Here is a 16,288-nt window from a genome sequence, read left to right on the forward strand (position 1 = left end):
CCGGACGGGGCGCGGCCGCTGCCGGAATGGGACCTGCTGGTGTGCGACGAGTTCCACCACACCGAAACCTCGCAGGTATGGGGACGCATCAACGAGCAGCACTTGGTGCCCGCGCGGCACCGGCTGTCGATGACGGCCACCCCTCGGCTGTTGGGGGCGGTGCGCTGGGATGAGCAGGGGCGGCTGCAGGCGAGTGATCCGGTCGTGCGGCTGTCGGAGCGCAGGCACGGGCCGGTCGCCTACCGGCTGGGGCTGCGGGAGGCGCAGCGGCGGGGGAAGCTCGCGCACAGTCCGGTGGTGGCGGCCGAGGTCGACGAGGCGCGGCTGCGTGAGCTCGTGGCGGCGCGGGGGCGGGCTGATGCGGGGGTGCGGGCGGAGCTCCTCACGGCGTCGCTGGGGGCCGTGTTGCGGGCCGCGGGCCGGGTGGGGTGCCGTCGGCTGCTGACCTACCACTCCACCGTGGCTGGAGCGCGCGCGGCCGCGGCTTCGCTGGGGCAGCTGGCGTGGGTGTTGCATGGGCAAGGGACCTCGGCGCCGCGGCGGGTGTGGGCGGTGGCCCTGCACGAAGGCACTCCGGCCAAGGAGCGGCAGCGGGCCTTGAAGGCGCTGGCGGCGGGCACGGACCTGCGGGGGCGGCCGGTGGACCTGGCCGTCGTCTGCTCGGCGCGGCTGCTGGTGGAGGGTGTCGATGTCCCGGCCGTCGATGCCGTCGCCCTGGTCGACCCGCGCGCCGCGCAGGGCGACCTCCTACAGATCGCCGGACGCGCCGTCCGCTACGACTGGGGGAATCCGGAGAAGGTCGCATCCATCATCGTGCCCGTCCTTCACCTGGCACAGGCCGCGGACGACACACTCGTCGGACCGGACTGGGTGCCGGTGATCAACATGCTGCGCGCGCTGGAGTCCTACGAACCCGACTACGCCGACCGCGCAGACGAGGAGCCGGAGGGGCCGCAGGAGGCCGTGCGGCGGGTGGAGCGCGCGGGGCGCAGCAGCAGCCGCGGCCCGCACCGCGTGCAGCCGCCCAAGGAGGCGCGCCAGCGGGCCGAGGAACGCGCGCGCGAGCTCCAGCAGATGCTGACCCTCACCCGGCAGCGGTCCGCGGCCGTGGTCGCGGACTGGCTGAAGATCACCGTGCTGTCCGACCCCGTCGCCGCCGACACCGAACGCCTCATGCGGGCTGTTGCCGCCTACCACCAACGCACGGGGCACCTGCGCGTGCCGGTGGACTGGCACGAAACCTTCCCCGTGGACTACACCCGGGTGCCTCTGCTCAAGAAGAAAAGCGAGGAGCAGCAGGAGCTGCTGCCTGAGCTCGCGGGACGGCAGGAGCGGGCACAGGAACAGCAACACGAGCCCGACCAGGATCGGGCCGAAGGACTGGGTCAGGAGCAGGCGGAAGGACAGGACGGGGAGCGGGCCGAGGGGCAGGAAGAGGAGCAGGGGAAGGAGTCGGCGGAGCAGCAGGGGCTGGCTGCAGGGCCAGGGGTCGTGGTGGTCCGGCTGGGCTGGGAGCTGGAACGGGCACGCAGGCAGTGGCGCCGCGACCGCGACGACCTCCGCGCTCTCGTCGCCGAACACGGCCCCGAAGAAGGCCTGGAGGTCTGGCAGGGGCGGCCGCGGCGGGTGCCTGGGGACCTGGCCGCCCTGCTGGGCGAATACGGGTTCGTGTGGGAACCCCGGGCCTCAGCCCGCCAGCTCCTGGTCGAAGCCGCACGCGAGTACGCGCACCGGTACGGGCACCTCCTGCCCGGCATCGAGGAGACCATCAGCGTCGACGGGCAGGCGGTGCGGATTGGGAGACTGCTCAGCGAATGCCGCAGGCCCTCCTGGGGCGCCCGGGACGAGGAACGTGAAGTCGCCCGGGTGCTGGACGGGCTCGGGGTGTGGCGGGTGAGGGACGGGGCGCTCTGGAACGCGGGCTGGGAACGCAAGCTCGTCCTCCTGGAAGCCTTCCATGCCGAGGGCGGACGCCGCGGGGAGCTTCTGGCTGGGGAGCGTGTCTTCCGAGGGGACGATCTCGGTAAGTGGCTGTGCGACCAACACCGCAGGTGGCCCCGGCTGCGGGACGAGCAGCGCGCGGCACTCCTCGAACTCCGGATGGGACCGGCCACCGGCGATAGGCGGGTCAAGACCGCGAGTGCGGCACGTGTGCCGCGTAGTCGCACCGAGCGGCTGATGGAAATCGTCACCGCCGCACGCCAACACCTGGACGAAGTCGGACCGCTCGTCAGCGAGGACGGCAAGCACTGCGTCCACGACACCTACCGTCCCCGCGTTGGTGGTGTTCCCGTCCAGCTGAGGCGCCGCTTGAACGCAGTCCGCTCCCGCTATGGCACCTACCCACCCGAGCTGCAGGCCCTCTTCCTGGGGCTCGGCCTGCCCTGGGCACAGACGGCAGACGGCAGGAAGACGACGCGGGGCGGTTGAGTTGCTCCTGTGCCGGGGAGGATGGCGGCACGCAGTGACAACCCTTCGCCCTCAGGCGGTGGGACTCCGGCACATGGGCGTTGGTGTAGCTGGCAGCGGTTCTCCCTGAGGTCAGTGTGGTCCCGGAGTGTCGCGGCACGCGGGCCGCAAACGTGCAGGACGGAGAGGACCCCACCGCTGTGGCGGCGGCGGAGTCCTCGCCCGGCGGTAACGCTCAGCCTTCCCACACGAGGCCCTGGAACGGCCCTCTGTGGCACACGACTCCGCCTGGCACCGGGCACGGCCATGGCCACTCCCCCTCCAGCGATGGGCCGAGCGGCAACGCACCCGCTGGAACACCCTCCACCCAGTAGCGCCTCCTCACCGCCATCGGCATCCGCCCCGGATGGAACCGACAACACCACCGCTGTCAGACCCATACGGAACAATCCCGCCATGGGCAATTCCCTCGCGACACAGTTTCTGAGCGCGGACCTCGAAACGGCCTGCCCCGCCTGCGGCTACCTGATGTGGGTCCGCTACTCGGAGGTCGTGGCCCAGACCGCCGTGACCTGCCCCTGCTGCTACACCCACATCTGGCTGGTCGACGAGACCGGCAGTGCGCAGAACGCGGGCGACGTCGTCCAGCAGCAGATCGCGCAAGCTCTGAAAGGCCTCTTCCGGTGAAGTACCAGCAGCGCCTCCAGGTCGCCGTACGCGAACGCCTACGCAGACTCATGACCGCGCCCTACTCCAGCGCCGGCCACGAAGTCCATCTCACCGTCACCTGGATCAACAGCCAACCAGCCCTACGAGGTCTCCTTGAGGAAGCAGCTCGGGCAGAACCAGACCTGGACCACGAACGCTTCCGCGCTGGCCTCACCGACGACGCCCAGTTCACCTGGAGCAGCCGAACCGACGAAGGACGCGCCAGCCTCATCTGGAACCTCATGCAGGACATCGCCAAAGAGGAAGCGGGCAACCCTGCCATCGGGTGGCAGACTGCCAGCGGTTACACCATGAAAAGGCGCCCCCAGGACAGCTGGCGCGAGTTCGCCGAAGACATCCTGCAGCACCTTTTCAGCTTCCTCAGCGAGCGCGTCGGCACCGAAAGCAGCATCCTGCACACCCTTGAGCGTTACCGCACCCGCATCGAATGGTTCGACCGCGAAGAGCTCTACGCGCGGTTCAACGCCGATCGCGCCAATGGCGAAGAGGTCTACAACCTCGACCTGCAGCGCTTCCTCTTCCTGGAGGGTGACCACATCACCCATGCCAAGCCACGTTCAGCGTCCGGCGAGGCCGACCTCGTCGGAGAACTCGACGGCCGCGATCCCCTGGTGTGCGACGGCAAGGTCTTCGACGGGAGCGGCCGCGGCAAGGGCTACCTCGTCAAAGGGCTGCACCAGATCATCAAGTACGCCCACGACTACGGGCAGCACACCGCCTACCTCGTCATGTACAACATCACCGACAAGCTCCTCGAACTGCCCACGGACGGCACCCCCGGCGCCTGGCCGCCGTACACCGAAATCTCCGGCGTCCGCGTCTATTTCATCCACGTCCGCGTCCTGCCACCCAGCACCACCGCCAGCAAAGCTGGCAAAGCCACCCGCGTCACCCTCACCCACGACGACCTCACCAACCCCGACACCACCTGATCCACCCCCGTCAGGTGTCAGCTCAACAGAACTGCACCCCACTCAAACAACCTGCACACACTCAAGTACGCACAGGTCAGGCAGACACCACCCTGCCCAGTTCCACACTCCGAGTGCTCTCTGGCACCGCACCCAACTACCGGAGATCTAAAGTGCCCCCACCCTGAGGCGAGCGGGGTGGCCGGGTGTTGAGCACTGGAGACAGCGAAGGTCTCGCGGCCGGGATGCCTGAGAGGGGGGAATCAGCCCCGGGGGCGGTGCTGTACGGGAAGCTGGGGGGATGGTTGCTGGGGTGTTGCGCGTGTCTCCTGTGTGTGGGGAGACGACGTTGTCGTTTCTGTGCCGGATCGCTGGCCGGTACGGGCTGGAGGAGAAGGCGCTGCTGTCCGGGTGGCGGTGGCGCGGGCACCGTCCTCGGCACGAGGGTGGCGGACTGCGGGCGGATGCCGAGGTACTGCTGGATGCGGCGGGACGGCGGGCGCTGTCGGGGCTGTGCGGGGTCGGGGAGGAGACGCTGGCGCGGGCGCTGCCGTCCTGGGGGCGTCAGGACCCCCAGCTGACGGCGGGGCAAGGCGGTGCTGCGCGGGGGCTGTGGCGGGTCGGGGGCGCGGTGGTGGGGCCGGTGGCGTTCGGGTGCCGTTTGTGTGCGGCGCGGCGAACCGGGGCCGCGGCGCGTGTGGTGCGGTACGCGCAGCGGTGGGAGCGGGTGTGTGTGCGGCACGGGCGGTGGGCTCTGGACGCGGACGCCGACCAGCCGCTGGAGCACCTGGACCTGCGCGGTGTCCCGGAGGTGGCTGCGGCACGGCGGCGGTGGGCGGGGGTGGCGCGGCGTGCGGGGCGGGCCGGGGCGGAGCCCGGTCAGGTGTTCGCCCTGGCGCACGCGGTCGTGGCCCGGTGGTGGGAGGAGGCGCTGCACTGGGAGCGGGAGGAGATCTGGCCGCACAGGCTGCACCGGGTGGCGGGCGGCAACGCGGGCACGGATTTTGAGCGGTGGCGGATCGTGGGCCGGGATCCGGTCGTCTTTCCGGAGGTGGTGGCCGTGGCGGACGCGCTGCTGGATCCGGCCGTGGCCGAGCTGGTGTGGAGGGACGGCGGCGCCGGGCGTCCGCGGCCGCTGACCGCCGACGGGGCGTTTGGCCGCAGGCTGGGCGAGCGGGTGGGACGGGACTGGCTGGGGCCGCTGTCCGCGGCTGACTACGGCGGACCGCTGATCGCCTGGATGGGCGCGGTCATCCGCCGGCGGCGCGGTGAGGGCGGGCCGCTCGGGTGGAGGGACGATCCATGGCGGCTGCAGCGGGAACAGCAGCCCGCCACGATGGCCGGCCAGCTGCGCGTCATGGCGGCCGAGCAGCAGTCGGGCGGCTCGCGCACCCGGTGGCGGGCCACAGTGAGCGCCGAACACCGTTTCCGGATCGAGCAGATGATCAGCGAAGCCCAGGAGCAGTTGGTGCAGCTGCGGGGCGTGCACAGCGGCACCACCGCCGAGGTGGCTCGCACACTGCTGGAGCACCTCAGCCGCAGCGCCGCGTTGATCGACCAGGCCTTGGTGGACACCGCCGCCGCAGCCGTCGCCGCGGGGGTGGCGGTGGAGGAGGTGTCGGCGTGGTCCCGTTTGCCCGTCCAGGAGTTGGCGGAGCTCGTGTCAGAGGGCCCTGATCAGGACTGACGCACGCAGCGGCCGGTGCCGTCTCTCAGCCGCTGCACGCCGCAGCCCGGTCGCAGGGCGGATCCGGCCGGGTTCCCTCCTGGGGGTGCGCGGTGCCCGCTTCGGGAAAAGCGAAGGCGTGCGGCCACTACGCTGAGGTGGGGCCGCGGGTAGGCGGCGGCTCGGGGACCGGCGCCGAGGGAGCACGTTGAGCACTCCAACAGGTCCGGCGGCAGCGGGGGCGGGCCTTGCCCAGCTGGCGCTCGACTTCCACCACACCCACCAGTTGCTGGACCCTGCCGCGCAGGGAGTGCAGACCTGGCAGGTGTGCATCACCGCGGCCGGCACACCGGTGGGGAGCCTGACGGCCGTAAGGGGCCTGTACTGGAAGTCCGACAACCTGCGCGAGCGGATGGCCGACGAGCAGTCCTTCCCCGCCCTGGTGGCCGCCCAGCTCCTGGACGAGGACGGCCGGTTCACCTACGAGTTCGAGGATTTCATCGAGTCGGCCTCCAGTGTCCTCCTCGTCGACCGGCTGCACGTGGAGGAAGCCTTCGCCGACCCGGTGGTCGTCGCGGGGGTGGTGGCCGCGGTCATCGACCGGCTGACGGACAACTACTTCGCCGTGGTCCTGCCCGCCAAGAACGCCTGCACGGACGCGGGTTCCGCCCTGCTCGCCGAGGCTGGCACGCTGCTGAGCGCCCGAGCGTTCTCCGACGAACTGCAGATCATCGCACCGCACGACAGCCTCCCCGCCCGTGACCAGCTCTTCCGCCTGCGCCTCGCGCATCCCGAAATCGCCGTTGCCTGGGCCGACTCCTTCCTCGACCTCACCCTCAAGACGGTGCCCCGCCGAAAGGACCAGGACGGCTTCGCCGTCCTCGCCAAGCGGTGGCGAGTAGAGCGGGCCATCTCGTGGATCATGCGAGCCAGGAGAAACGTCCGCGATTACGAACGGCTCATCTCCCACAGCGAAGCCCATATCACCTGGACCTTCATCACCCTCATGACCCTCCGCCTCACCCGGCCGCCCCGTGCACCACGCACCACGCCGCACCTCGTTGAGCCGGACAAGAAGGCCGGCAAGCCCGCCCCCATCCGTCTTCGGATGCAACCGCAGGCGATCCGCCTGGCCCCCACGCCCCTACGCTGATCCGGCGTTTTCTGCCCCGTTCCTACTCGGCACAGATAACGTTCTCGGCGGATGGAGGGGACGTGTCGATTGCCCTGTACTACCCCTGGATGCACTTCCAGGACGACCACTGGCTGAAGCTCGCCATTCTGAGCTGGAACCACATCGCGCGCATACGCCCGCCGGGAGTGGAGGACCGCGACGGGGACCTCGTGCGCTGCCTAAAACAGGAGTCGGACCTCCTGCTGGAGGTGACTCCCAGCCGCAACGACCTGGACACCGTGGCAGACGCCTTCCTAGCTGCCCTCGACGATGACCACGTGGACCGGCGCTACTACCTCGCGGTGCAGAGGGAGGACCAAGCCACGCCGTTCAGCATGCACCCCCGGGGAGAAGACGGGAAACTGCTCTGGTTGTACTGCGGCGGCCACCTCCCTAATAACGGCAAGATGAGATACGACGTCGCGTGGCGGTTAAAGAGAGATGGCTTAGCGCAGTGGAATGGACCGTGTACCGAGTTGATCGGCCTGCACCCCGAGATGGGCTCCGCCTACCTGGCCGCCCTGACGGACTCGGTGGCCCGCAGTAACGCACTGACCCCGGTGACCGACGACCCGAGAACGCACTACGCACCCGGGGCACTCGACCGACTGACCGAGGCGCTCAGCCGTAACCAGCCGAATGGATACGAGGCACAGTCAGCCTACGCGCACCTGACCCTGGCAGCCGCCATCACCCCCAGAAACATCGCCGACGTCCCCGTATCCCGCCTGTTGAAGTTCCGCCAACGGCACGGGGCGGAGCTGGCCGCCTTCCGCGAGCACATCGACTCCCTCGCAGCCGAACTCGAGACCATCGCCAAGGTCGAGAACCCACAGCTCGCCCAGACCCACCTGGAAAGCCTGTACCAGCGCACCACCAAGCGACAACTCAACGAGCTGCGCCGCGCCCTGCACGCACTCGGCATGGACACCAGCGTGGGCGCACTAGAGCTGAGGGTGGACTTGGGCGCAGCCTCGACGACTGCCCTGGGCGCCGTCGCCGCGGCAAGCGGCCACCTCGCCCTGGCCGGCACAGCGGTCGCGGTCGCGGTCATCCCGTACGCCGTCCGCACACTCACTGCACGCCGGACCCGCCGGGCGGAGTCCCCGGTGGCATACCTTCTGGCCGCTGGCCGAGAACTGGGCGGCCGGACCATTCCCATCGTGGACCGATGAGCACAGACGCACCCTCAGCTGCTTGCGAGAATCGTGCGATCTAAACACCTCAAGCCGAGGTTCAAAAACGAGTGCTGAACCAGAGGCGAGAAGCGCGGGTTTACGGAACGTCGCAGATCACCGGATATGACACAGGTTCTGACCTTAGCAGACCGGCCGACAAGTCCCCCTACCTATAGGCGCGCCAACCACACTGAGCAAAAACCGCTGCCCCACCCAGCTCACTGCGCAGCAGCAAACAGCCAGCTCAGCCCACATATCCTCCGGCGCCGGACACGCGACTCCGCGTAACCCCCGCCGACGGAACAGATCTACCACTCAGTACAGCTGAGCAATACCAGGCCACAACCGAGATCAATAAGCAAACACGTCAGCTACGCCACAAAAGGGACGCCCCATGCCCGAGGACCAGGACCGCCACATCGCTGCGATCGCGCGTGTCAAGCAGCAGCTCCCCACGGCCCAGCAGCTGTTCGCCGGATGGCCGACGGCGAAACCGGCCCTGCCCGCCACCGCCTACACCGACGCGGACCTGTACGCGGTCCACGGATTCGACGACCCCCGGCTCATGCTCTACTGCGGCATCAGCCGGGCGCCGTCGGCGTCGGCGACGACGATGGGATGGTGCCTGTTCGGCGCCGCCAGCAACGTCCGGACCGACCGCCCCGCGCTGCCCCCGGCCGTCCGCGAGGCCCTCGCCGACCCCGACGCGGTGCGCGCCCTCCAACTGATGGCCGTCGACCACAAGGAGACCGACGAGGCGGCCGCCGAAGCGCTCACATCCCCCGGTGCGGTCCGGGCCATGGCCGCTGTCGCGGTCGCCGCCTACCAGGCGCACGAGGGCCGGACGGACCCGGTCCTAAGCGACGTAGGCACGGAGATCTACGCCGTCCTGCCCGGCCCCGTGCAGATGGGCACCACCACCGCCGATGTCGTCTGTATCGGCAGCCCCATCTGGATCGGCACCAAGGACTAACCCCCGGCGGCCTCCGGCCAGCAGCCGCGGAGACCGGCCCGGCGAGCACCGAGCCCGGAACAGAACAAGAAAGAAGGACGCCCGTGGGATGGCGGATTGACAGTGGCACCCGGCGCCAACACACCGGCACCGCCATCGGCTATCTCGGCGACGACGAGCGCGGCCCGCTCTACCGCGACGGCCGCCACCTGGTGGAGCGCACGTGGCAGGGCGGCCGCTGGGAGGGACCCGCCGAGGGCATGCCCGAGCAGGCGCCCGACTTCCTGGGCACGAGGGCGTGCCCTGTCAGACGTGGGAACGCATCGCGCACCTCCTGGACGCTTTACCGCACCGGCCGGGGGCAGCCAGGACCCGAAACCTTTACCCGCTGCGTGCAGAGGCGGCAGGCAGTACCTGCCGCCTCTGCCCTGGCGCGTGTGCCGCGGCTTCGGCGGGACCAGCTGCGTGACAGCCGCATCCGACCTGCTGACCTGCCTCTGCTTCTGCCTCTCCCGCCGAGTAGGCGTACACGGTGAAGTACCAGGTCCCTGCCCCCTGTTCGGGAGTACCGTCGCTTCATGGACGACGCACGCCAGGAAGCCCCTGTAAAGCCTCGGCCCGACTACCCACCCAAGACCCCTCCCCCGCCGAAGAAGCCACCCTCGCCGCCTCCTCCCGACCCGCCGACGCCGCCGCAGAAACGGGCCGGGGCGCCGCCCGCCCGCCGTCGTCCGGCGGCGCTGATCGCGAACCGGCGCGCCGCCAACTGGGTCCTGGAATCCGCCCCCTGGTCGCAGGCTAAGGCCGCGACGAAGGTGGTCGAGCAACTGCGTTCCTGGGGGCACCTCACCGGCACCGCGCAGCGGAAGCAGTACAGCGCGGTGACCCGCCTGCTGGCGAAGGCCGCGCTCGGCGACGGGGGCCAGCGCATCACCGTTCACGTGGCCGACCAGGACGGCGCCGCCCTGATCATGGCGCTCTCCCACCAGGACGGACCCGGCCAGGGCGGCGAGGCGTTCCTGGAGGAGGTCGCCGCGCTCGGGGTGCTGTCCTGCGGCGCCGACACCGAACGCGACGAGCCGGGCAACCGGCGCTGGGCCCTGCTGGAGCTGTAACCCCGGGGCCAGGCACGCTGGTCGGACCGGACTGGGCCCCGGTGATCAACATGCTGCGCGCGCTGGAGTCCTACGAACCGGACCGTGAGGACGAGGAGGGCGAGCAGGACGTCGCGCGGCGCGTGGAGCGCGCCGGGCGGAGCACCAGCCGCGGCCCTCACCAGATGCAGTCGCCCAAAGAGGCGCGCAAGCGGGCCGAGGAACGCGCGCGGGCTCCAGCAGATGTTGGAGCCCACCCGGCAGCGGTCAGCTGCCACGGACTGGCTGAAGATCACCGTGCTGTTGCGGTCGCACTGGTGTCGGGCTGTCTGCCGGGAGGCCTTGGTGCTCGGTAACGATCGCAGCCAGCACGGCGGGACCTCATCTGAAGATCAGTCGTAGTAGTGCTCGTAGTGCCCCTCGAAGGCCGTGCTGGTGACGGTGTCGTCGGCCAGGGCGTAGTGCGAGTCGTGGTTCCCCCAGGCGGCGTTGGTGACAATGTCGTGGGTCGTGCTGGAGCTGTTGACCCAGCTCCAGGCGAAGGCGCCAAGTGCCAGGGTGGCGAGTACGGCCGCGGTACGGCCGATAGCGCGGGTCATGAGGTCCCTCCCCTGTGTTGCGATCATCGGACGGGAAGACCCTGCACGGCGCAGGACCCGATGATCCAACCGGCACGCCGCGGCCGGGCGACCTCCTTGGGCCTCAGCGAGGCAGCTGCTGGAAGCCGCGCGGGTGTGTACGCGGATCGGTACGGGCATCTGCTGCCCGCGGTGGAGGAAACCATCAGCGTCGACGGGCAGGAAGTACGCATCGGGAGACTGCTGAGCGAATGCCGCAGACCTTCGCCCGCGGCCGGGCGGGCCGGAGCCGAAGCAGGACGCCCTCTGAGGGCACGTTCGCACCAGGGCCTTCGCAGAGGCGGAGGACGTCATCTCGGCTCTTCTGTCCGAGCCGGCGATGTAAGAGGCGCGGGAGCAGGCGGAAGCAGTGGAGACGGGGTTCGCGCTGGCGCTGTGCGCCCGTCTTCTGCCGTTCCAGGACCCGGCTACGACCAGGCAGGCCGTGCGTGACGGCGACGGCCCAGCTCACGGGGATCTGTCCGGGCAAGCAAGCCCATTGGGGACGGATCTGCGTCCTTCGTGACGGTCACGAGACCTCGATGGAGGAGCCGCACTGGAGCCGCAACAGCGAGGGCCAGCCGATCGCGTGGGTGGGCAGCGCACCTGACGACTGGTGGTGCCTGGTGCCGGCTGCTTTGTCGTGTGGGCCTCGGCAGCGGTTGCGGCTAGGGCGTGGCTGGAGGCTCGGGGTGCTGGCGTAGCCAGTGTTGGAGTTCACGGTGGCGGTATTGGTAGGCGGGTCCGCTGTAGCGCATGAGTCCTGCGGTGACGGCCCAGTCCAGGAACCGGCCGAGCCGGAAGGGCAGGCGACGGCGCGAGCAGACCAGGAACGCCACATACCGGTGTGAAACCTGCGCGCCGACCGCGAACCCGAACGCGCACCCGAACGCAAGCCAGCCCACGAGCCAGACCGCGAACCAGACCGCGAACCCGTCCGCGAACCTGTCCGCAAACCCGTTCGCGAACCCGTTCGCGAACCCAGACGCGAGGCCCAACGTGAACCCGAACGCGAGGCCGACCGTGGGCCCGCCCACGAGCCCGTACAGGGCGTCGCTGCTGATGATGGCCCGGGCTTCGACGCTCGTGCCCGGTTTCCGCGTGAGCCCGGCCACGAGCCCAGCCGCGAGCCCGAACATGATCCCGATCGCGAGCCCGTACCCGAGCCCGACCGCGAGCCCGATCACGAGCCCGGCCGCGAGCCCGATCGCGAGCTCGCGCGCGAGTCCAGACGCGAGGTCTTTGCGTTCTTGGGGGGTTCTGAACGGGTTGTTCAGGCGCCTGGGGCTGCCGGTCGTGAGGGCAGCGACTGTTCCAGCCGCAACGGCGACCATGCCGATCGCACCAGCGAACGCAGTTGTTGGCCTCAACTGGGGGATTGACCAGTCGAAGGCAAGGGTGGTGAGGACGGTGAGGGTAGTGAGGACGGCGTCGGTTACGCGGACGCGGGTGCGTCCGGCCAGGGGCCACAGTTCGTGCAGGACGAGGTCGGTGGTTTCCGTGCCTGTGGCTTGGGAGGGGGTGGTGGGGGCGAGGTGGGTGGTGAGGTGGTGGAGCCAGCGGTGGACGTCCTGTGGTTGGTAGCCGCGGGGGTTGGGGGCGGTGCGGGTGGCGGCGGGGATGTAGCGGGCCAGAAGGTGGCGGTCCAGGGCGTCAGGGCCGGGGAGGGTGAGGAGTTCGGCGGGGTTGCCGTGGTGGTGGTAGACGGTGGCGGTCAGGCAGAGCCGCCACGGGGTGGACAGTACGGTCGCCAGGGGCCCGCCGGGGTGGGCGGCGAGGTGGTCGGTCAGGGGCCGCCAGCGGGCCGCGTCGAGTGCGCGACCGGTCAGGTAGTCCCGGGCGACGGCGGTGTCGACGGGGGTGATGGCGATGCGGGCGGCGTCCAGGACTTCGGTGTGCGCGCTCAGGGCGTCGTAGTGCCCGGTGCGGCAGGTCAGGATGAGTGGCCCGGCATCCCGGCCTTGCTGGTAGGCGTTGAGGGCGCGTACGACGGCGGTGGCGCGGGGCGCGGCGGGATCAGGGGTGCCGTCGGGGGCCGGGGGATCCATCTCGTCCAGGCCGTCCAGGACGGGCAGTACCAGGTGGTGGCGGACCAGGCCGTCGGCCAGGTCCGGCGGCCAGTCGTAGGCCTCGGTCAGGCGCTGTTGCAGCAGCTCGGGCAGGGTCTGGTGTTCGGTGTCCCACCGTGACAGCGGGATGCGGACGGGAACGGGGGCATCCTCGCTGCGGCCGTCGATGAGGGCCAGCAGGAGTTCCAGGGCCAGGACGGTCTTGCCCGCTCCGGCGTCGCCGGTGATGACCAGGCGCAGCGGCCGGGTGGAGCGGTAGTAGGTGACGATGTCCGGCAGCGTGGCCGGGCCGTCGCCGCTCAGGCGTCCGGCGGCCGGGGCGGCGGCCGGGCGCCTTGCTGGCGAGGGGTGCAGGAGGTAGGCGAGGTTGATACGGCGGTTGTCATCCCCCAGCAGCTGGCGCCATACCGCGCTCTCCCCGGCCTCGACCTGGCCGGCCAGGGTCGCGGCCCAGCCGCGGGCGCGTTCGGCGTCGTTGCCCTCGGCCGGCTTGCGCAGCGCCATGACCGCGACTGTGAGCCCGGCCGCGCCCAGGGGCAGGCCCAGCACGGCGGCGGTGTCGGCCGGCTGGAGACCGCCATGGAGGATCTGCCGCACCGCGTAGGCGCTGCTGGCCACGATCAGCAGCGTGCACGCCGCCCCGATCAGCTGCCAGTTACGCCGCCGACGACGCCCCCCGAGTCCCGCCACCCACCCATCATCACCATCGCGCTTCCGCCCCAGAGGCGACTTGTCCCACTTGTAACCAAACGGACAAGCAGCCCGGGAACGCGCATCACCGTGAGGGAGACCGCCTGAGGGCTGCAGCAGAACGCCATGGACCGCCCGCCCGCTGCGCGCGGCTGGTACGCCCTGGTGCCGGGGCACTCAGTCCCCTGGCCGTGGCCGCGGCGGGCCGGTGACTGCCGAACGCGCGGTAGCAGGCCAACTCGTCGTGTCACTAGGGTGGTTGGATGTCCTTTGATGAAGGGTTCGTGTCCGACATGATGCAGTCCGACGCACCGAACGGGGTCATCGTCAACGCACTGCGCTGGGAGATCCTCAACGACTGGATCCAGTACCAGCACGACGACAAGTTCGAGGACAAGACGGCCGAGATGTCGTACTGGTGGGGCTTCGTGAAGCGCGATACCGGTTACGAGTCGCTGACGTGCCTCTGGGGCAAGCACGAACGCAACTACCCCATGTTCGCCGAGGCTGTATGGCTCCTGCACAACGAATTCAGCAAGGGCGCCGGGGCAGACCATCACCCGCTCTTCGCGAACGTCCCCTTGATCCCGGCCGAAGTCCTGTTCCAGAAGATCGCTAGCTGTTCCGCTCCGGTGCACCGCTCCCTCTCCCAGGAGCAGATGGTCACGATCCTGCGCAAGGCGCCGCAGGACTACAGCGCGATGGCGTAGTTCCTCACCGCGGCACGCCGCCTCATAGCGCTCCCCACGGACGGCCATGGCTTGCTTGAGCAGCCGGTCCCGGATCTTCGGGTCCTGCCCCTCACGGGCGGATCCGGCATCCGCACGATGGCGTCGAGCATTCCCCCGGGCCGAGCGGCTCCGCCGGAGCACCGGCGGCGCTGTCCGTCCCGGGGCGAGCGGCAGGCCAAGACTTCTGCGGTGAGCATCTGGCCGACCGCGACGCTGGAGAACCCCTGCACCGCGAACGGCGCGGCACCGAGATACAGCAGCGCACCGACCAGGAACGGTACGCCGCGGCGGTACAGGCCGTGGCCAGTCGTCGGGCAGGCGACGGCGGGCACGGGCTCCGGGCGGACAACGGGCACAGCAGGCGCTGAGCTTCGCCGGATCAGAAGTTCTGGGGGCCTGTCACGGGAGGCCCGTAGGATGGCGGGTGCAGTGAGGGCAACCGCGCCGCGCCCGGTCCGCCGCCTCGACGCCCACACCGTCGCAGGGGACCGCAGACGTCTGAGACTCGCGCGAGCGGTTTCGTCATGCCCTCCTCCTGGACGGCCGGCGCGTGTGGGGCAGCAGGCCGACAAGGGACGTGAGACGTCATGACCAACCCCCGCAACCGGGAACTGGACCGCGCGGTGCGTGCGTACAAGCGCAGCCACCCCGGCATCACCCTGGATGAGGCCCGCCAGGCCGTCGCTGCCCGCTCCGCTGCGCCGGTGCTCCCGGCGAGGATCCCTGGGACTCCCCTGCCCCGCCCCGCCGAGCGGCTCGAGGGATACGTCCAGCGGGTCGCCGCGGCCATCGGCGTTCAGCAGCACCGCGCCATGGAACTCCTCGGCCTGCAGCCCGGCACCTCGGCCACCGACCGCCTGGACCACCTCGCCGCAGACCCTCTGCCCGACGACACCGTCCAGGCCCTCACCGCCGCCACCGGCATGACCGCCGAACAGGCCCGCGCCCTGACCGCCCCACGCCCCGCACGCCCCGATCTGGAGGCCGTACGGCGCATCACCGAGGCCAACTTCGACGCCGGGCACTACCGCCGCGGCGGCGAAGGCAAGACCTCCACAGCCCCCGGCGAGCTGGCCGCGGCCCTGGCGCTCGTCTTGGCCCGGCGGGCCCGCATGACCGACACGGTCGCGCCCGGCACGCCGCAGAACGACGTCGTCGGACAGCGGCCCCTGCTGTTCGACCTGCCCGGCAGCAACGTCCAGTGGGCCGCCCCCTACCGCCCGGTCATCGCCGATCTCGACTGGCCGGGCGATCTCGGCGGGCCGGCTACGGACCCCGCGGTCTTCGACGCGGTCGCCAAGGCCCTCGGCCTGGACCAGGACGCCGATACAGGCGCGCCGCCGCGCGAGTAGCGCAGGGCCGACTCCGCCGCGGCGGCGTCGGCCCTGCCGGCAGTGTGCGGAGGGCGGCCCGGCCCCGGTGGTGGTTCAGCTGGCCGCGGCGCCCTCCAAGCGCGCCTCGGTGTCCTGGTTCACGGCCGGTGCGATGTGGGCCACTACCTGCCGACGGGCGGCGGGCACGCGGCTGCGGCGCGGCGGGCCGGAGGCAGCACCACATCGACGTCACCGAGCGACAGGCACAACGAACGGGCCCGGACAACGAGCTCGACCGGCACCCGCCCGAGGCCGCGCTCCAACGGACGGGCCCCGCCCGACAGTACGGCCCGGGCGCGGCCGGGGACAGCGGAGGCCTTCGGCGCCGAGCGGAACCCCCAGCAACGACACGGCCCGAACGGCCGCACGGCGCGGGCGGTACGCGGCCCAGGCGCGGGGGCAGGGCGCGGCCGGAGGGCGCGGCTGCAACCGCAGGCGAGAGACGGGAGCAGCCCGGGGAACAGCAGGCCGGGCCCCAGCGGCAGGACGCGGCGGTGAAGACGAAGGCGCGACACCGGCCGGGACCGCACGAACGCCGGGTAACCGGCGGAGCAGCGCGCGGACCGGGAGACGTCGGCGCCTGGCGGGCACAGCTGCGGGCGGAACGCGAGCAGCAGCACGACGAGGACTTACTCGAACTCGACGGCGCAGCAAGGACAGCGGGTGACCGGTAAAGCGGCCCGAGACGCGGGTCA

Annotated in this window: 12 protein-coding genes; 10 read left to right on the forward strand and 2 right to left on the reverse strand. The window is 70.7% G+C overall.

Annotated elements, in window-relative coordinates; genetic code table 11:
• The 8 genes from ACFWZ5_RS38790 to ACFWZ5_RS38825 form a co-directional block, all read left to right on the forward strand.
• Positions 1–2,430, forward strand: a 2,430-nt coding sequence (locus tag ACFWZ5_RS38790) for a helicase-related protein (RefSeq protein WP_384892042.1), incomplete at its 5' end; no start/stop codon positions are given.
• A gap of 435 nt (positions 2,431–2,865) precedes the next feature.
• A complete protein-coding gene (locus ACFWZ5_RS38795) occupies positions 2,866–3,096 on the forward strand; it encodes a hypothetical protein (protein WP_384788995.1) in 231 nt (76 codons plus the stop codon).
• Positions 3,093–4,070: a hypothetical protein gene (locus ACFWZ5_RS38800; protein WP_384788998.1), complete on the forward strand. Its 978-nt coding sequence runs from the start codon at positions 3,093–3,095 to the stop codon at positions 4,068–4,070. Before ACFWZ5_RS38795 ends, ACFWZ5_RS38800 begins: the two co-directional genes overlap by 4 nt.
• Positions 4,071–4,350: 280 nt before the next feature.
• Positions 4,351–5,736: a DNA-binding protein gene (locus ACFWZ5_RS38805; RefSeq protein ID WP_384789001.1), complete on the forward strand. Its 1,386-nt coding sequence runs from the start codon at positions 4,351–4,353 to the stop codon at positions 5,734–5,736.
• A gap of 187 nt (positions 5,737–5,923) precedes the next feature.
• The gene (locus ACFWZ5_RS38810) at positions 5,924–6,868 is read left to right on the forward strand and encodes a hypothetical protein (RefSeq protein ID WP_384789004.1); all 945 of its coding nucleotides are present in this window, start codon (positions 5,924–5,926) and stop codon (positions 6,866–6,868) included.
• Between the two features lie 62 nt (positions 6,869–6,930).
• On the forward strand, positions 6,931–8,064 hold the full coding sequence (locus tag ACFWZ5_RS38815) for a DUF6236 family protein (RefSeq protein WP_384789007.1): 1,134 nt from the start codon (positions 6,931–6,933) through the stop codon (positions 8,062–8,064).
• A 397-nt stretch (positions 8,065–8,461) separates the two neighbouring features.
• Positions 8,462–9,040: a hypothetical protein gene (locus ACFWZ5_RS38820; RefSeq protein ID WP_384789010.1), complete on the forward strand. Its 579-nt coding sequence runs from the start codon at positions 8,462–8,464 to the stop codon at positions 9,038–9,040.
• 557 nt (positions 9,041–9,597) lie between these two features.
• Complete coding sequence (locus ACFWZ5_RS38825) at positions 9,598–10,134, forward strand: hypothetical protein (RefSeq protein WP_384789013.1); 537 nt, start codon at positions 9,598–9,600, stop codon at positions 10,132–10,134.
• Positions 10,135–10,505: 371 nt separating this feature from the next.
• Here ACFWZ5_RS38825 and ACFWZ5_RS38830 read toward each other — a convergent pair whose 3' ends face one another.
• Positions 10,506–10,712: a hypothetical protein gene (locus ACFWZ5_RS38830; protein ID WP_384789016.1), complete on the reverse strand. Its 207-nt coding sequence runs from the start codon at positions 10,710–10,712 to the stop codon at positions 10,506–10,508.
• A 686-nt stretch (positions 10,713–11,398) separates the two neighbouring features.
• A complete protein-coding gene (locus ACFWZ5_RS38835) occupies positions 11,399–13,489 on the reverse strand; it encodes an NACHT domain-containing protein (protein ID WP_384789019.1) in 2,091 nt (696 codons plus the stop codon).
• Positions 13,490–13,752: 263 nt separating this feature from the next.
• Between ACFWZ5_RS38835 and ACFWZ5_RS38840 the strand changes: the two genes are divergently transcribed.
• Entirely contained in the window at positions 13,753–14,199 is a 447-nt protein-coding gene (locus tag ACFWZ5_RS38840; RefSeq protein ID WP_384789022.1) for a hypothetical protein, read from the forward strand.
• 608 nt (positions 14,200–14,807) lie between these two features.
• Positions 14,808–15,572 carry a TniQ family protein gene (locus tag ACFWZ5_RS38845; RefSeq protein WP_384789025.1) on the forward strand — a complete coding sequence of 255 codons (765 nt, stop codon included), beginning with the start codon at positions 14,808–14,810 and terminating at the stop codon, positions 15,570–15,572.
• The last annotated feature ends 716 nt before the right edge of the window (positions 15,573–16,288 follow it).

The organism is Streptomyces sp. NPDC059003, from assembly GCF_042740445.1.
GTDB lineage: Bacteria > Actinomycetota > Actinomycetes > Streptomycetales > Streptomycetaceae > Streptomyces.

What these genes read in the sequence shown, in the direction of transcription:
- ACFWZ5_RS38795 (WP_384788995.1), top strand. Translation starts at nt 2,866, where the DNA reads ATGGGCAATTCCCTCGCGACACAGTTTCTGAGCGCGGACCTCGAAACG.
- ACFWZ5_RS38805 (WP_384789001.1), top strand. Translation starts at nt 4,351, where the DNA reads ATGGTTGCTGGGGTGTTGCGCGTGTCTCCTGTGTGTGGGGAGACGACG.
- ACFWZ5_RS38820 (WP_384789010.1), top strand. Translation starts at nt 8,462, where the DNA reads ATGCCCGAGGACCAGGACCGCCACATCGCTGCGATCGCGCGTGTCAAG.
- ACFWZ5_RS38825 (WP_384789013.1), top strand. Translation starts at nt 9,598, where the DNA reads ATGGACGACGCACGCCAGGAAGCCCCTGTAAAGCCTCGGCCCGACTAC.
- ACFWZ5_RS38830 (WP_384789016.1), bottom strand. Translation starts at nt 10,712, where the DNA reads ATGACCCGCGCTATCGGCCGTACCGCGGCCGTACTCGCCACCCTGGCA.
- ACFWZ5_RS38840 (WP_384789022.1), top strand. Translation starts at nt 13,753, where the DNA reads ATGTCCTTTGATGAAGGGTTCGTGTCCGACATGATGCAGTCCGACGCA.
- ACFWZ5_RS38845 (WP_384789025.1), top strand. Translation starts at nt 14,808, where the DNA reads ATGACCAACCCCCGCAACCGGGAACTGGACCGCGCGGTGCGTGCGTAC.